The organism is Bacillus sp. AFS029533 (genome assembly GCF_002585125.1).
Classification (GTDB): Bacteria; Bacillota; Bacilli; order Bacillales; family Bacillaceae_G; genus Gottfriedia; species Gottfriedia luciferensis_B.
Map to the genome: position 1 here is coordinate 64,136 of NZ_NUQC01000006.1, position 17,176 is coordinate 81,311.

General features: G+C 33.9%; 17 protein-coding genes and 1 tRNA gene. 17 read left to right on the top strand and 1 reads right to left on the bottom strand.

Translation table 11 applies throughout. From position 1 onward, the window contains the following. Position 1: 1 nt before the first annotated feature. The 15 genes from uvrA to COE53_RS03475 all read left to right on the top strand — a co-directional run bounded on the left by uvrA (position 2) and on the right by COE53_RS03475 (position 14,892). Positions 2 to 2,860 carry an excinuclease ABC subunit UvrA gene (uvrA, locus tag COE53_RS03405; protein ID WP_029715322.1) on the top strand — a complete coding sequence of 953 codons (2,859 nt, stop codon included), beginning with the start codon at positions 2 to 4 and terminating at the stop codon, positions 2,858 to 2,860. Positions 2,861 to 3,191: 331 nt separating this feature from the next. Then, positions 3,192 to 3,386 carry a PspC domain-containing protein gene (locus COE53_RS03410; RefSeq protein ID WP_025568734.1) on the top strand — a complete coding sequence of 65 codons (195 nt, stop codon included), beginning with the start codon at positions 3,192 to 3,194 and terminating at the stop codon, positions 3,384 to 3,386. Further along, positions 3,387 to 3,761: a phage holin family protein gene (locus COE53_RS03415; RefSeq protein ID WP_025568733.1), complete on the top strand. Its 375-nt coding sequence runs from the start codon at positions 3,387 to 3,389 to the stop codon at positions 3,759 to 3,761. A 284-nt stretch (positions 3,762 to 4,045) separates the two neighbouring features. Then, positions 4,046 to 4,987 carry an HPr(Ser) kinase/phosphatase gene (gene hprK / locus COE53_RS03420; RefSeq protein WP_069034931.1) on the top strand — a complete coding sequence of 314 codons (942 nt, stop codon included), beginning with the start codon at positions 4,046 to 4,048 and terminating at the stop codon, positions 4,985 to 4,987. Positions 4,988 to 5,008: 21 nt separating this feature from the next. Continuing rightward, positions 5,009 to 5,821, top strand: a complete 813-nt coding sequence (lgt, locus tag COE53_RS03425) for a prolipoprotein diacylglyceryl transferase (protein WP_025568731.1) — start codon at positions 5,009 to 5,011, stop codon at positions 5,819 to 5,821. A 28-nt stretch (positions 5,822 to 5,849) separates the two neighbouring features. Beyond that, positions 5,850 to 6,791 (top strand): nucleoside recognition domain-containing protein, encoded by a 942-nt coding sequence (locus COE53_RS03430; RefSeq protein ID WP_025568730.1) that lies wholly within the window; start codon positions 5,850 to 5,852, stop codon positions 6,789 to 6,791. 12 nt (positions 6,792 to 6,803) lie between these two features. Further along, on the top strand, positions 6,804 to 7,451 hold the full coding sequence (gene ppaX, locus COE53_RS03435) for a pyrophosphatase PpaX (protein ID WP_025568728.1): 648 nt from the start codon (positions 6,804 to 6,806) through the stop codon (positions 7,449 to 7,451). After that, positions 7,448 to 7,948, top strand: coding sequence for an acyltransferase (locus COE53_RS03440; RefSeq protein WP_069034930.1), 501 nt, complete (start codon positions 7,448 to 7,450; stop codon positions 7,946 to 7,948). Before ppaX ends, COE53_RS03440 begins: the two co-directional genes overlap by 4 nt. A 175-nt stretch (positions 7,949 to 8,123) precedes the next feature. Continuing rightward, positions 8,124 to 9,623, top strand: coding sequence for a tetratricopeptide repeat protein (locus tag COE53_RS03445; protein WP_098947471.1), 1,500 nt, complete (start codon positions 8,124 to 8,126; stop codon positions 9,621 to 9,623). 214 nt (positions 9,624 to 9,837) lie between these two features. Then, on the top strand, positions 9,838 to 10,785 hold the full coding sequence (gene trxB / locus COE53_RS03450) for a thioredoxin-disulfide reductase (protein WP_025568724.1): 948 nt from the start codon (positions 9,838 to 9,840) through the stop codon (positions 10,783 to 10,785). Between the two features lie 499 nt (positions 10,786 to 11,284). After that, on the top strand, positions 11,285 to 11,743 hold the full coding sequence (locus tag COE53_RS03455) for an NUDIX hydrolase (protein WP_025568723.1): 459 nt from the start codon (positions 11,285 to 11,287) through the stop codon (positions 11,741 to 11,743). Between the two features lie 27 nt (positions 11,744 to 11,770). Next, positions 11,771 to 12,655, top strand: a complete 885-nt coding sequence (rapZ, locus tag COE53_RS03460) for an RNase adapter RapZ (RefSeq protein ID WP_025568722.1) — start codon at positions 11,771 to 11,773, stop codon at positions 12,653 to 12,655. Then, positions 12,655 to 13,623, top strand: coding sequence for a gluconeogenesis factor YvcK family protein (locus COE53_RS03465; RefSeq protein WP_025568721.1), 969 nt, complete (start codon positions 12,655 to 12,657; stop codon positions 13,621 to 13,623). Before rapZ ends, COE53_RS03465 begins: the two co-directional genes overlap by 1 nt. Positions 13,624 to 13,662: 39 nt before the next feature. After that, positions 13,663 to 14,613: a DNA-binding protein WhiA gene (gene whiA / locus COE53_RS03470; protein ID WP_025568720.1), complete on the top strand. Its 951-nt coding sequence runs from the start codon at positions 13,663 to 13,665 to the stop codon at positions 14,611 to 14,613. 21 nt (positions 14,614 to 14,634) lie between these two features. Then, complete coding sequence (locus COE53_RS03475) at positions 14,635 to 14,892, top strand: HPr family phosphocarrier protein (protein WP_025568719.1); 258 nt, start codon at positions 14,635 to 14,637, stop codon at positions 14,890 to 14,892. A gap of 81 nt (positions 14,893 to 14,973) precedes the next feature. On the opposite strand, the gene clpP is transcribed toward COE53_RS03475, so the two are convergent. Next, positions 14,974 to 15,567: an ATP-dependent Clp endopeptidase proteolytic subunit ClpP gene (gene clpP, locus COE53_RS03480; protein ID WP_025568718.1), complete on the bottom strand. Its 594-nt coding sequence runs from the start codon at positions 15,565 to 15,567 to the stop codon at positions 14,974 to 14,976. Positions 15,568 to 16,675: 1,108 nt separating this feature from the next. On the opposite strand from clpP, the gene COE53_RS03485 reads away from it, so the two are divergent. After that, positions 16,676 to 16,748, top strand: a tRNA-Arg gene (locus COE53_RS03485). A gap of 206 nt (positions 16,749 to 16,954) precedes the next feature. Continuing rightward, positions 16,955 to 17,110 carry a hypothetical protein gene (locus COE53_RS23820; protein ID WP_175403524.1) on the top strand — a complete coding sequence of 52 codons (156 nt, stop codon included), beginning with the start codon at positions 16,955 to 16,957 and terminating at the stop codon, positions 17,108 to 17,110. Positions 17,111 to 17,176 lie beyond the last annotated feature (66 nt).

A 17,176-nucleotide genomic window follows, 5' to 3' on the forward strand; every position in this document is an offset into this window, starting at 1 on the left:
TATGAATGAAATAATTATTAAAGGGGCCAGAGCGCATAACTTAAAAAATATCGATGTTACGATTCCTCGTAATCAATTAGTAGTTGTGACAGGTTTATCTGGATCAGGTAAGTCATCTCTAGCATTTGATACGATTTATGCAGAAGGTCAACGCAGATATGTAGAATCACTATCTGCGTATGCTCGTCAATTTTTAGGTCAAATGGATAAACCTGATGTAGATTCAATCGAAGGACTTTCACCGGCGATTTCAATTGATCAAAAAACGACTAGCCGAAATCCTCGTTCGACAGTTGGTACTGTAACAGAGATTTACGACTATTTAAGACTTTTATATGCTCGAATTGGGACTCCGATTTGTCCAAATCACGGTATTGAAATTACTTCTCAAACAGTCGAACAAATGGTAGATCGTGTAATGGAGTACCCTGAACGAACAAAAATTCAAGTGCTTGCTCCAGTGGTATCTGGTCGTAAAGGGACACATGTCAAAGTATTTGAAGAAATTAAAAAACAAGGGTTCGTTCGCGTTCGTGTTGATGGTGAGCTATTTGATGTATCTGATGAAATAGAATTAGAGAAAAATAAGAAGCATTCAATCGAAGTTGTAATTGACCGTATTGTTGTAAAAGATGGTGTAGCATCTCGATTAGCTGATTCTCTTGAAACAGCATTAAAACTAGGAGAAGGTCGAGTGATCATTGATGTTATAGGTGAAGAAGAATTACTTTTTAGTGAACATCATGCATGTCCTCTGTGTGGATTTTCAATTGGGGAATTAGAACCACGTATGTTTTCGTTTAACAGCCCGTTTGGAGCTTGTCATTCATGTGATGGATTAGGAACGAAATTAGAAGTGGATTTAAACTTAGTTATCCCAAATGATGAATTAACTCTTAAAGAAAATGCTATAGCACCGTGGGAATCAATTAGCTCAATGTATTATCCTCAATTACTAGAGAGTGTTTGTAATCATTACGGCATTGATATGAATATTCCATTTAAAGACATACCAAAAGATCTGCAAGATAAAATTCTTTATGGTAGTAATGGCGAACAAATCTATTTTAAATATGATAACGAGCAAGGTCATGTACGTGAAGCAATGATTGAATTTGAAGGTGTTATTTCGAATGTAGAAAGACGTTTTAAAGAAACATCTTCAGATTTTATTCGTGAGCAAATGGAAAAATATATGGCTCAACAACATTGTCCAACTTGTAAAGGGCATCGTCTAAGAAAAGAGGCACTTGCTGTTTTTATTGGTGGCTTGCATGTCGGTGAAGTAACAAAAATGTCAGTTAAAGAAGCATTTGATTTCTTTGGATCGCTTGATTTAACGCCAAAACAAGAAAAAATTGCAAATCTAATCCTTCGAGAAATTAGAGAGCGTTTAGGCTTTTTAGTAAATGTAGGTTTAGATTATTTAACATTGAACCGAGCTGCAGGTACATTATCTGGTGGAGAAGCTCAAAGGATTCGTTTGGCGACTCAAATTGGTTCAAGACTAACTGGTGTATTATATATTTTGGATGAGCCATCAATTGGATTACACCAACGTGATAATGATCGTTTAATCTCAACATTGTTAAATATGAGAGACATCGGAAATACATTAATAGTTGTAGAACATGATGAAGATACGATGCTAGCAGCAGATTATTTAATTGATATCGGACCGGGAGCTGGTATTCACGGTGGACAGGTCATTTCACAAGGAACACCAAGTGAAGTAATGAATGATCAAAATTCATTAACAGGGAAGTACTTATCAGGTGAGAAGTTTATTCCTGTACCGCTTGAACGTAGAAAAGGCGATGGACGTGAAATTAAAATTGTTGGAGCAAAAGAAAATAATTTAAAAAATGTCTCAACTTCATTCCCATTAGGTACGTTCGTTGCAGTAACAGGTGTATCAGGATCAGGGAAAAGTACATTAATTAATGAGATTTTATATAAATCATTAGCTCAAAAATTAAATGGATCGAAAGTACGTCCAGGGGAGCATAAAGAAATAAAAGGGATTGAACAATTGGAGAAGGTTATTGATATTGATCAATCACCAATTGGTCGTACTCCTCGTTCAAATCCGGCTACCTACACTGGTGTATTTGATGATATTCGAGATGTATATGCCGCTACGAATGAGTCAAAGGTTCGCGGTTATAAGAAAGGTCGTTTTAGCTTCAACGTTAAAGGCGGTAGATGTGAAGCATGTCGAGGCGATGGAATCATTAAAATTGAAATGCATTTCTTACCTGATGTTTACGTACCATGTGAGGTTTGTCATGGTAAACGATATAATCGAGAAACTTTAGAAGTTAAGTATAAAGATAAATCGATCTCTGAAGTTTTAGATATGACAGTTGAGGATGCAGTTTCATTCTTTGAAAATATTCCTAAGATTAAACGTAAACTTCAAACGTTAAATGATGTAGGTTTAGGATATATTACATTAGGTCAACCTGCTACGACTTTATCTGGCGGAGAAGCACAACGTGTAAAACTTGCTTCCGAGCTTCATAAACGTACGAATGGAAGAACGTTATATATTTTAGATGAACCTACTACAGGACTTCATGTTGATGATATTGCACGATTATTAGTTGTATTACAAAGACTAGTAGATAATGGAGATACTGTACTTGTAATTGAACATAATCTAGATGTCATTAAAGCGGCCGACCATCTAATTGATTTAGGACCAGAAGGTGGAGACAAAGGTGGTACGATTGTAGCAACCGGTACACCAGAGAAGCTATGTAAAGTCGAAGCGTCCCATACTGGTAAGTATTTAAAAGCTGTATTAGAACGTGACAAAGCTAGAATGGAAAAAAGATTGGCATTGATGGAATCTTAAAAAAATCTCTTTTTTAATAAGTTATAGTTATTGAAAATATTGATGAGGTAGAGTAGTTGATTAGAACGAAAAGAGTGCTCAACTCCAGTTAAATTAGCTGGATAGCGAGTAATCTGGAACGGAAATCAACTATTCTTCTTTTTCTATGTCAGAGTGTTGAAACGGTCAAAGTATATAATTGTTTGTATTTAGGACTTAGTGTCATTCATAGTTCCTTTTACTTGAAAAGTAGTCCACATTTCTTTAATGTTTTAACATAGAATAAATAATGAAAATAAAAAAATTAGTAATGATAAAAAAATGAGGGCGTATCGATAGAGAGGAGATTTTTGTGAAAAAACTATATCGATCTTCTAAAGATTCTATGCTTGCGGGTGTATGTGGTGGGTTAGGTAAGTATTTTAATTTGGACAGTACATTGATCCGTTTACTGTTTGTTATATTATTCTTCGTAGGATTTGGAGCACTACTATTTGTATATTTAATATGGATATTTGTTGTACCAGAAGAGGGTGACGTGAAATAAATGAGATGGTTATTTTCATTAGCTATTAATAGCTTAGTTTTTATTGTAGTAGCAGGATTTCTGCAACCAGATTTTTATGTGAAAAATATTCCAACGGCTATCATTGCTGCGTTGGTGTTATCGATCTTAAATACAATTATCCGCCCAATCTTAATATTAATAACTTTACCTGTAACCATTTTTACAATGGGATTATTCCTGTTTATTATTAATGCATTTACGCTTGAAATTACTGATTATTTATTAGGAGATGCCTTAAGAGTAAATGGTTTTGGAACAGCTATTATTGCATCGATTCTAATTAGTACATTCAGTATGTTAATTCAATATTTTGTATTTGGTTCAAAGGATAAAAAAAAGAATAGTCAACGGTAGAAAAAGAGGAGTCTCTTAAGTTAAAGTACTTTTGAGAGTCTCTTTTTTTTGTTTTTTAGATTAATGGGATTTTTGAACATTATGTGAACTCTGTTGTTATATAACTTGGTATCATTAAATGCTAAAGCTATTGAAATTACTAAATATCGTGATAAATTCACATTTACATTAATGATTTTTAATCGTTCTAGCGCGGTTAGTGACTTGTCGACATTTTCCCACAAAGTTTAAAAATGGTACAATATGAGAGATAATACATAATTATTAATCCTTAGGAGGCTTGTATGGCTAAATTACGTACAAAGAATTTAGTTGAGTATTTTAAATTAGAGGTCATTAGTGGAAGTGCAGGTTTGAATCGTTCGATTAACACGACTGATTTATCTCGTCCAGGTATAGAGGTGGCAGGATTTTTTACATACTATCCATCTGATCGAGTACAAATATTAGGGAAAACAGAATTAACTTTTTATCATAACTTAACTGACGAAGAAAAACACGGTCGATTAAGAAAGCTTTGTGCAGATGATACGCCTTGTATTATCGTGACGCGAGGTTTAGACATTCCACCCGAATTAATTGAAGCTGGGGAAGAAACTGGCGTACCTATTTTACTATCAAACAGTAAGACAACTAAAGCGTATAGTAGACTTACGAGTTATTTAGAGGCTAAACTTGCTCCAACTACAGCGTTACATGGTGTACTAGTTGATATTTACGGTGTCGGTGTATTAATTACTGGAAAAAGTGGAGTTGGTAAAAGTGAAACGGCCCTAGAGTTAGTAAAACGTGGTCATAGATTGGTAGCAGATGATTCTGTAGAGATTCGTCAAACGGATGAGGATACGCTAATTGGTTCATCGCCAGAATTAATTGAGCATTTATTGGAAATTCGTGGATTAGGAATTATCAATGTAATGACTCTTTTTGGAGCAGGATCTGTACGTAATTACAAGCGTATTACGTTGAACATTGATTTGGAGACTTGGGACTCCCAAAAGGTTTACGATCGAGTTGGTTTAGACGATGAAAAACTTAAAATATTAGATACTGATATCTCGAAAATCACATTGCCTGTTCGACCTGGTCGAAATTTAGCTGTTATTATTGAAGTAGCAGCGATGAATTTCCGTTTGAAAAATATGGGTGTAAATGCAGCTCAGCAATTTGCAGATCGTTTAGAAAAAGTAATTCAAGGCGGTAATAATGTTAGTGATTTAATTTAATGGAAAAGTGGGGAAATTGGAATGGAGTCAAATATTCAGCCATTAGATAAAGTATTTTTACACTTAGGTCCTCTTTCAATAAAATGGTATGGGGTATTGATCGGATTAGGTGTTGTATTAGGTTTATGGTTAGCAATTCGTGAAAGTAAACGACGTGGAATACCTGATGATACATTTTTGGATCTTATTTTAGTAGCTCTACCTTCTGCGATTATAGGGGCTAGAATTTATTATGTACTCTTTGAGTGGAGCTACTATTCTAAGCATGTTAGTGAAATACCGGCCATTTGGCATGGTGGATTAGCTATTCACGGTGGTTTAATTGGAGCATTTATAGCTAGTTATTTCTTTGCAAAGAAAAGAGGCATTTCATTTTGGAAGCTTGCCGATATCGCAGCACCAAGTATTTTAGTAGGCCAAATGCTTGGACGTTGGGGAAACTTCATGAACCAAGAGGCTCATGGTGGTCCAGTAACTAGATCATTTTTAGAAAGTCTTCATTTACCTACTTGGATCATTAATCAAATGTATATTGATGGAACGTATTATCATCCAACATTTTTATATGAATCATTATGGAGTTTATTAGGGATTATCTTCTTACTAATTTTAAGAAGAGTGAATCTAAGACGTGGTGAAATGTTTTTAACTTATTTAATTTGGTATTCTGTTGGTCGTTTCTTTATTGAAGGACTAAGAACAGATAGTTTAATGTTAACAAGTACAATTAGAATGGCTCAATTTATATCAGTCGTCATTATCATATTATCTATTTTCATTCTTGTTTATCGAAGAGTTAAAGGATTATCGAAGGAGCGTTATTTAGACGCATAAGTTTGTAAAAACAGGAGTGGGGAGCACGTTGGAAACTTTAAAGAGAGGGTTACTAGTTGGTTTACAAACTTCTTGGAAAATAGGGAAAATAATTTTCCCTATTTCTTTCATTTTAACGATTATTAAAGAAACTGCACTAATGGACTGGTTTGTGAATATTCTTGAACCATTAATGAGTTTTATCGGTTTAAAGGGAGATGCAGCATTAGTATTAGTTTTAGGAAATGTTTTAAATTTATATGCGGCCCTTGGAGCAATGCTACCGATGGATTTAACTGTTAAGGAGGCATTAATCCTAGCAGTTATGTTAAGTTTTTCTCATAATCTATTTGTTGAAACGACAGTAGCTACTGCTGTAGGAGTTCGAGCATCCTTTGTTGTTTTAGTAAGGATTGGATTTGCAATTATTTCTGCTATTTGTATCCATTTCTTTTGGTCTGGTGGAACAGAAATTGTTCATAAAGGCATTGCTGTTGCAGAAAGCGTTAACCAGTCGGGATGGGATATCGTTTATAATGCTATCATTTCGTCATTAATGGGTATTTTTAATCTTATTAAAATTGTTTTCCCCTTAATGCTAGTTATTCAAATTGCAAAAGATTTTGGGTGGATGAATTATATAACGAAAGCATTATCTCCATTTACTAAATTAATCGGTGTTGAAGCAAAAGCTGGAGTTACATTAGCTGCGGGATTGTTTTTTGGATTAGCTTTTGGAGCAGGTGTTATGATTCAAGCTGTTAAAGAAGATGGTGTTTCGAAACGAGATTTATACCTCGTTTTCTTATTTTTAGTAGCATGCCATGCTGTAGTAGAAGATACACTTCTCTTTATTCCTTTAGGGATTCCAGTTTTATACTTATTTTTAATTCGTTTTTTTGTCGCATTAGTTGTTACTTGTATCGTAGCAAGAATTGTAGGTAGAGTTGGTAGAAAAACAGAATCTAGTTTAAAAGCTGAAATGAAATAGAAAGGAAATCTTATGAAAATAAATACGATACTTTTTGATTTAGATGGTACTTTAATCAATACAAATGAATTAATTATTGCTTCATTCTTGCATACTTTGAATAAATATTATCCTGAACAATATAAACGTGAACATGTTATACCCTTTATGGGGCCAACTTTAACTGAATCATTCTCTACGGTAGATGAAGAAAGAGTTGAAGAGTTCATCTCGGAATATCGTCGTTTTAACATGAAGATGCATGATGAGTTTGTTGAGGAATATGAAACGGTTTATGAAACGATCGAAACTTTACACAAATTAGGCTATAAAATAGGGATTGTAACAACAAAGGCACGAAATGTTGTTGAAATGGGTTTAAGTTTTAGTCGATTAAAGCAATTCTTTGATATTGTTATCACAATAGATGACGTACAAAATGCAAAGCCACATCCAGAACCTATTCAATTAGCTCTTAAAAAATTAAATTCTATTCCTGAAGAGAGTATAATGGTTGGCGATAATTACCATGATATTGAAGGTGGTCAAAATGCTGGAACGAAAACAGCAGGGGTTGCTTGGTCACTAAAAGGAAGAGAATTTTTAGCTACTTTTAAACCTGATTATATGCTTGAAAAGATGAGTGATCTCTTACCAATTTTAGGGATTGATGAGAATTGAGGAAAACGAAACGGTACCTAATTGAAGGTGAAAATTCACTTTGGCAAGTGTACAAGACTGTTTCATTTTGGAAAACATTTCGAAATACTATTGTCATTGAAATAGCCCGTTATATCCCTTTCTTTAGATTGAAAAACTGGTTGTATCGGAATCTCATTGGAATGAAAGTAGGAGAGTATACATCCTTTGCGTTTAAAGTAACGCCTGATTTAATGTTTCCAGAATTAATCTCAGTTGGTAGGAATTCGATTATCGGCTATAATACAACAATCTTGGCGCATGAATATTTAATTAATGAATATCGATTAGGAGAAGTCATTATTGGTAATAATGTGTTAGTTGGTGCAAACACGACAGTTCTGCCGGGGGTCACAATAGGTGATGGTGCGAAAGTTTCAGCTGCAACACTTGTCAACAAGGACGTTCCAGCTGGTGCATTTGTTGGAGGTAATCCTATGGTTATTATTTCATTACCTCAATCTGAAACTACTATTTAAACTCTTAAAAAAAGTGGTTTTCAATATTTTTTGTTTCGGTTAAAATAATACTTTGACAACTTATTTAGATAATGTGGAAATTGTACGTTCGTTTAAAATTCTTATAATTTGGACGGCGACTATTTCCTCTTTTTATGTGATATACTGTGATAAGCTTGAAAAACTGGAGGATCGAATGTCTGAAAATTTGGGGAATCAAACAAATCAACTTCATAATGTCGTTTCGTTCTCGTTACCGAAAGATTATTTCTACGAAAAAGGGATGAAAGCTTATAATAGTAACGATTCTGAGCAAGCGATTTATTATTTGAAAAAAGCTGCTGAAAATGAAGAAAATCAAACAGTTCTTATAGATATTTCTAGAAAACTTTTATCATTACATCAATATCAAACTACAATAACTATTTTAGAATATATTTTAGATAAATATCCAACAAATGAGGATGTATATTATTTATTAGCATTTGCATTTTTTGAATTAGGATTATTCCAAAAAGCCAATTTGTATGCTCAAAAGTATTTAGAAATTGGCACGGATGAAGAGCAATTAGAAGAACTAGAAGACTATTTAGATATTATTCATAGTGAAGAAGATGATGATTTAAGTATTAATGATGATTTATTAGTACTTCAAGAGCGAGTTACAAGCTATTTGGCAAATCATGATTGGAAATCTGCTAAAACAACTTTACTTAATATTGTTGATAAGTATCAAGAATTTTGGCCAGCTTATAATAACTTAGCTTTAGTAGAGCTTCATTTAGGAAATCCTGAAGAAGCTGAAAGAGTATTACAATATGTTTTAGAACAAAATCCAGGTAATTTATCAGCTTTAATTCATTTAACAATGTTAAAAAGAATATTAAACGAACAAGAAATTGCTCTACAATATCTTGAAGGCTTATCAAATATTGTTCCAATTTCTGAAGAGCACCGCCACAAGCTTGGCGTACTTTTCTATCAGTTCAAGAAGTATGAAGAAGCTTATAAGTTATTTAATTTACTGTACATGGAACGACCAGATCGTGAAATACAGTTTTATTATATGTTCTGTGATGCAGCATATCAATCTGGAAGAATTGAAACGGCGGAACGTATTTGGAATTTTGAAATGACAAGTGAATTTGATGATCATGAGGAATTGACTCCATGGGCTGAAAAAAAGCATTCATCAAATGAAATTGAACAATTAATGGTTGAAACAGAATACCAAGCAAAACACTCCAATTCGAATAGTGAGAGATGGGGATTAATCTATTTTATGAAGGAATATTATTATGAACAAAAATTTAGTTCAATCCTTCAAGATTTGAATCCATTAGAAAATATTGGTCTCGATGAACAATTAGAACAAGTTCTACTAAATAATATGTGTTATCTAGAGCCTCATCCGTCATTGAATATTGCGATTAACGGCGCAAAGAAAGTACAGACAACTTGGGAAGAAGATTATATAATACTACGTAATCATCTTCAATTATGGTTTTTCGCTATTTGTGAACTTACAGTAAAATATAAAGAATTACCTGTAAGTGAAGAGGTTTTATTAGCTGCTACACATTATCTTGTTGAAAATGAAGTAAATCGTGTATCACAAAAGAAAATTGCAGCAAACTATAATATCTCTACCTATTTATTAAATAAAGGCATTAGCGCCATTCGAAGCTTGTTTTAATACCAGATGGTGTTAATGCAAGCTTTCTTTATTTCTCATTAAGGTGAGTATAAATTGGCAGCAAGGATTTGTACTCGAAGGTGAAGGCTCGTCAGTCGAAGAGTTTTCTTTATCATGAGCATATGATTTGTTGTTTTATGTCATCGCGTATTAGGATAGTGTTAGTTAATGAAGTAGGGCAATTAGCCATTTAAGTACAAGGAGTGATTAAGAAATGGAAGAAAAAATTTATGATGTTATTATCATTGGAGCTGGTCCTGCAGGGATGACTGCAGCTGTATATACATCTCGTGCAAATCTTTCTACATTAATGATGGAACGTGGTATTCCAGGTGGACAGATGGCAAATACTGAAGAAATTGAAAACTACCCAGGTTTTGATAGTATTTTAGGCCCGGATTTATCAAATAAAATGTTTGATCATGCGAAAAAATTTGGTGCTGAATACGCTTATGGAGACATTAAAGAAATTATCGACGGTAAAGAATATAAAACAATCATTGCTGGTAAAAAAGAATACAAAACACGCGCAATTATTATTTCAACTGGTGCAGAATACAAAAAAATTGGTGTTCCAGGTGAGCAAGAGCTTGGAGGACGTGGTGTATCTTACTGTGCTGTTTGTGATGGAGCATTCTTTAAGGATAAAGAATTAGTAGTTATAGGTGGCGGAGATTCAGCGGTAGAAGAAGGCGTATATTTAACTCGATATGCTTCTAAAGTTACAATCGTTCACCGTAGAGATCAATTACGTGCTCAAAAAATTCTTCAAGACCGTGCATTTGCAAATGAAAAGATTTCATTTATTTGGAATTCAACAATTAAAGAAGTAAACGGAACTGATGGTAAAGTAAGTAGCGTAACGCTTGTAGATACTCAAAATGGTGAAGAATCTGAATTTAAAACTGATGGCGTATTTATCTATATTGGCATGCTGCCATTAACAAAACCATTCTTAAGTTTAGGTATTACAAATGAAAATGGTTATATTGAAACAAATGATGTAATGGAAACAAGAGTACCAGGTATTTTTGCTGCTGGTGATGTTCGTGAAAAAACTTTACGTCAAGTTGTAACAGCTACTGGAGACGGAAGTATTGCTGCTCAAGCAGTACAACATTATATTGAAGAATTAAAAGAAGAATTATCTAAAACTAACTAATCTTGATTAAAAACGATAAAATTAAGTTTTAGAATTGTGAACAAAATTGTAATATTCTGAAACTTATATGTAATTAGGGTGTAACTCTCTTGAAATATAGTTACTGTAATATAGACAATAACCAGAGAGCCCCCTAATATATATAGGAACATGGATATGCGCTTGTCCATGTTCCCTTTTTTTGTGCTTTAAAGTTTAAATTTGCAGCGACGAATGAGGAACTGACGTAGTTGCAAATTTTTAGCAATTAAGTATAAGTGCAACTACGCCTTTAGTCTTTAAAGCTCGGCAATCGGTGAGTTTTCTTTATTTGTCTCCGAAAATGATCGGTTCTGTTCCTCGACCGTAGTTCGAACCCACAAAATCTTTTCCTTTAGCCTGTACCTGTCAACCCTAATTCCCACTCTTAACAAGTTGTTGTCTGACTAGTTTAACGGTATAATATAGATTGGGCAGTTTCAACCAACTGCAAGTCCAAATTGTAAGTGAGGTATAAGAAATGCAAAGAGTTACACATTGTGTTTTGGTAAATGAAAATAATATCCTCTTGCTACAAAAACCTAGAAGAAACTGGTGGGTTGCACCCGGCGGCAAGATGGAGCCAGGTGAAAACATTAGAGAAGCAGTTGTTCGTGAATATCGTGAAGAAACAGGTATATACTTAAAAAACCCAAAATTAAAAGGTGTTTTTACAATTATTATAGAAGAAGATGCTAAGGTAGTGAATGAATGGATGATGTTTTCATTTTTAGCTACCGAGTTTGACGGTGAAAATCAAGATGAGTGTGAAGAAGGAATTCTTCGCTGGCATGCGATAGATGAAGTGAAAAACCTTCCTATGGCAGCAGGTGACTATCATATTATTGATTATTTACTGAAGGGTAAAGAAATTTTACATGGTACCTTTGTCTATACACCGGACTTTGAATTATTAAGGTATCGCTTAAATCCGAGTTAACTTAAATTATAGAAAGGGTTGAGTTAAATGCCTACAAGATCACATGTAAAAATGGTTATTATAACTGGAATGTCGGGTGCTGGAAAGACTGTCGTTGTTCAAGCGTTAGAAGATATCGGTTACTTCTGTGTTGATAATCTTCCTCCTGCTCTACTTCCAAAATTTGTAGAGCTATTAAAGGACCCGGATCACAATACAACAGATAAAGTTGCTCTTGTTATGGATTTACGAGGAAGAGAATTTTTTGATCAGTTAGGGAGTTCGTTAGATCAATTAATGTCTACTCCGTCAATTATCCCTCAAATTTTATTTTTAGACGCAACGAATGCTGCACTCGTTACTCGCTACAAAGAAACTCGTCGTTCACATCCACTTTCTCCAACGGGTTCTCCATTAAAAGGAATTGAGTTGGAACGTACTCTTTTAGCCGAGGTAAAAGGGCGTGCACAATTAATTTATGATACTTCAGATTTAAAACCTAAAATATTACGAGAAAAAATAATTGAACAATTTAGAGAAAATGAACAAGAAGGTTTTTCAGTAAATATTCAGTCATTCGGTTTTAAGTACGGAATACCGATTGATGCGGATTTAGTATTTGACGTACGATTTTTACCAAATCCATTTTATATTGAATCAATGCGTCCCTTAACTGGCTTAGATGAGGAAGTTTCCTCTTACGTTCTTAAATTTAATGAGACAACGGAATTTATGCTGAAATTAATTGATTTAATTAGTTTTATGTTACCTCAATATAAAAGAGAAGGTAAACGACAACTAATCATTGCGATCGGATGTACGGGTGGACAGCATCGCTCTGTTACTTTAGCAGAGTATTTAGCTAACTACTATAAGGATCAATATGATACGAATGTTAGTCATCGGGACGTTGAAAAAAGGAGTCATAAGTAATGGTTAGTCAACGTTCAAAAATAGTAATAATTGGAGGCGGAACGGGACTATCTGTTTTAGTACGTGGATTGAAAAAACATCCCGTTGATATTACCGCAATTGTAACAGTCGCAGATGATGGTGGTAGCTCTGGACGATTACGTGACGAGTTAAAAATTCCACCACCTGGTGATGTACGAAATGTACTTGCTGCGTTATCAGATGTGGAACCGATGTTGGAAGAATTATTCCAACATCGATTTGCAACATCTGGAGACCTTTCTGGGCATTCTCTTGGTAATTTAATGCTAAGCGCAATGACTGCGATTACAGGTGATTTTTACCGTGCAATCATTGAAATGCGAAGGGTATTAAATGTTAGAGGGAAAGTTATACCAGCAGCTAATCAAAGTGTCGTATTAAAAGCTGAATTAGAAGATGGGACAATTGTTTCAGGTGAGTCGAAAATTCCTTATTCTGGTAAAAAGATTAAAAGAGTATTTTTAGCACCAGGAAATGTTGAACCTTTAAAAGAGGCGCTTGATGAAATTAATCGTGCTGACTTAATCGTAATTGGACCAGGTAGTTTATATACGAGTATCCTTCCTAATCTATTAGTTACTAAAATTGGGAAGGCTGTTGTAAATTCAAAAGCTAGAAAAGTATATGTATGTAATGTGATGACTCAAGCGGGTGAAACTTTACATTATACAGCTAGTGATCATGTAAGGGCTCTGTACCAGCATTTAGACTCAAGTTTTATCGATACAATTATCGTAAATGAAGGCACGATGCCTAAAAATATTTTAGAACTTTATAAGGAAGAACATGCTCAACAAGTAAAACTAGATATAAATGAGCTTGAATCTTTAAATCTAGAAATTGTTCATAAGTCGATCGTTAAATATGATGATAATGTGATTAGGCATGATACAGTAAAGTTAGCAGAAATTTTATGTGATCTAATCCCGACAAAAATAAAAGAATAATGAAAAAATATTTAGAGCTAGAAGGAGGGGGTGATTCAAATGTCCTTTGCATCAGAAACGAAAAAAGAATTAACAACGATTGAGATCAAAGATTGTTGTTCAAAATCTGAGCTATCCTCTTTAATTCGAATGAATGGTTCATTATCAATTGCGAATCGCCAATTTATAGTAGATGTAGTTACTGAAAATGCAGCAATTGCGAGAAGAATATATGTATTAATTAAACGTGTTTATGATGTGGACGTTGAATTGCTCGTTCGTAAAAAAATGCGTCTTAAAAAGAACAATGTATATATTGTTCGAATAAAAGAAGAAGCGAAACATATTTTAAATGATCTTTATATAACTGGTGAAGGATTTACCTTTACGAATGAAATAGCGAAAGAGCTAATTACGAAGAAATGTTGTAAACGCTCCTATTTAAGAGGTGCTTTTCTAGCTGGTGGTTCGGTAAATAATCCAGAGACATCTTCATATCATTTAGAAATTTTTTCACTATATAAAGAGCATACGGAAGAAATTTGTCGTCTAATGAATGAGTTCGGATTAAATGCTAAAACACTGGAGAGACGTAAAGGTTATATTACGTACTTAAAAGAAGCAGAAAAAATTACTGAGTTTTTAAACGTTGTTGGTGCACATTCAGCTTTATTAAGGTTTGAAGATATCCGAATTGTAAGAGATATGAGAAACAGTGTTAATCGTCTAGTAAATTGTGAAACTGCGAACTTAAATAAAACGATCAGTGCAGCCTTCAGGCAAATTGAAAATATACGTTATATCCAAAACTCAGTTGGTTTAGATATATTACCGCCAAAGCTACGTGAAATTGCAGAACTTCGAGTAGCGTATGAGGATGTTACATTAAAAGAGTTAGGTGAAATGGTATCTAGCGGAGCAATTAGTAAATCAGGAATCAATCATCGCCTACGTAAAATAGATGAAATAGCTGATAAACTAAGAGCGGGAGAACCAATAAAAATAAAATAAAAGTTAAGAGGGAAGAAAAAAATGATTGAGAAAAAAGGGAGAGTACTATTAGAAACTGGAATACAGGCTCGTCCAGCAGCACAATTTGTTCAAGTTGCTACGAGATTTCGTTCAGAAGTATTATTAGCTTACAAAGGTAAACAAGTAAACGTAAAGAGTATCATGGGTGTTATGAGCCTTGCTGTACCCCATGGAGAAGAAATCGTAATTACTGTTACTGGTGACGATGAAGTTGAAGCAATGGAAGCCGTAATGGACTTTATCGGAGAAGAAATTTAATGTAATTGGACATTCACAAGTTGGATGTCCAATTTTTTTTACAAAAAAACTAGCCGAAAAATTTCGGCTAGTTTATTCTTACTATTTAATAGCTGCAGTATTAGAAATTACTTTATCAATTAATCCGTATTCTAATGCACGGTCTGCAGTCATAAAGTTATCGCGCTCTGTATCACGCTCGATTGTATCTAATGGTTGACCAGTACGATCTGCAAGAATTTTGTTTAATTTATCACGTAAGAACAAGATTCGCTTAGCTGCAATTTCGATTTCAGTAGCTTGACCTTGAGCACCACCTAATGGTTGGTGAATCATAACTTCTGCATTTGGAAGAGCATATCTCTTTCCTTTTTCCCCAGCAGATAATAAGAACGCACCCATTGAAGCCGCCATACCAATACAAATTGTAGATACTTGAGGCTTAATAAAGTTCATCGTATCATAGATAGCCATACCAGCAGTAATACTTCCTCCTGGACTATTTATGTATAATGAAATATCCTTATCTGGATCTTCTGCTGCTAAAAATAAAAGTTGTGAAACAATTGAGTTAGCTACGTTATCATCGATTGCGCTACCTAACATGATGATGCGGTCTTTTAATAGACGAGAGTATATATCATACGCACGCTCACCACGACTTGTTTGTTCAATAACTGTAGGAATTAAATTCATTTTTTCTCCTCCTTGTTTAAAACAAATGAATGATTAATACAATAATACCTTTAAGGTCAGAAAAGGTCAAATAAAACAGATGCTATATTTAATGTATTATTCAAACTTAAAATTCTTGACCTTTTATAACATATTTATTTATCTAATACTTCAACATCATTAACGACTTTTCCTATTATTAAACGTAACTTTATGTAGTTTTTCTTTTGATAAGTTAAAAAACTAGTAACAAAATGATTGGAGCATATTCTTGTTTGAAATATAGAGCCTTGTTAAACTACCAAATTTTCGTAAAGGGAGTTGAGTGATGTTGATTTCCACTACAGTGTGCTCGCTTTCCATGGGGCGAGACCAGAGCCTCCTCGTCACGTTCGTTCCTGTGGGGTCTCAGGCTTCCCGCATATCCCATAGGAGTCGAGCACCCCTCCGTTCCAATCAAGTTGCTCATTAAAAAAGCTTACGATAAAAGGCTAATTTAATATCCTTTACTTAGCGTAAAATAACAGTTTATTAATCAGTTTGTATTTCAATTAAGATCGACCATGAACTTATAAACTAATCATTTGAAATTATTTATCTAAAATTTGCTCTAAATATTTTTAACTTCTTAATAAACAATTTCTATATTTTTGTTGGTATATTAAATATAAATTCATCGCGTCGCCTGTATATAGAAGACGATGAGTTTTTAACGCTTTTACAAGCCATCAAAACTAAATTTATAAAAGAAAATGCACACAAACCATTCCAAAGTGTATCTTCTTCTTTTTCCTACTCAAAAAGAAACCTAAATTATTGCGGTCAGAACATTCTAACGATATAATAAAACATAAGATTTTCTTATAAACTTACGAATAAGCTACAAAGCGAAACATCAGCGCACCAATCGAGCCGCTACTTGCATAAACTTACTTAGATTGGGGCGACAGCTACACAATACATATTTTAACTTTATATTAAAAATGCGTTCGTAGCTCAGTGGATAGAGCACGTTCGAATAAGCTACAAAGCGAAACTACAGCGCACCAATCGAGCTGCTCCTTGCAACTACCTGCTGAGATTGGGGCGACAGATACACTATACTTATTTTAATTAGATATTATATAATGCGTTCGTAGCTCAGTGGATAGAGCATCGGTTTCCGGTACCGTGTGTCGCAGGTTCGAATCCTGTCGAGCGCGCTAAAAGAATAAACCGAGCGATAAAATCTGTTAATTATCAGATATTATCGTTCGGTTTTTATTTTTCCTCCTTTAAACCCTGAATCTCAGCCTTAAATCCTACCTTTACCTTACAACTAAAGATGTATTAAAACTCCATCCAATGAAGAATGGGTTCCCTGTACTTTAATTCATATATTAAAAGTATATAAAGGGAGGTTATTCAAATGGATATGAATTCTTGGTTTCTTGAAGAAATGGCACAAATCAATAAAGATGAAATAGAAAGAGAATTAAAATTTAAAGAAACTTATAAACTGTATTCAACTTCTAAAAAGAAAAAATACTGCATCGACCTAAAAATCATTAAATTCTGTATTTAAATTAGAGAATGTTTATTATCATCTTAAATTTACTAAAAAAAGAGCTGAGTGACTTTGTATTTATAA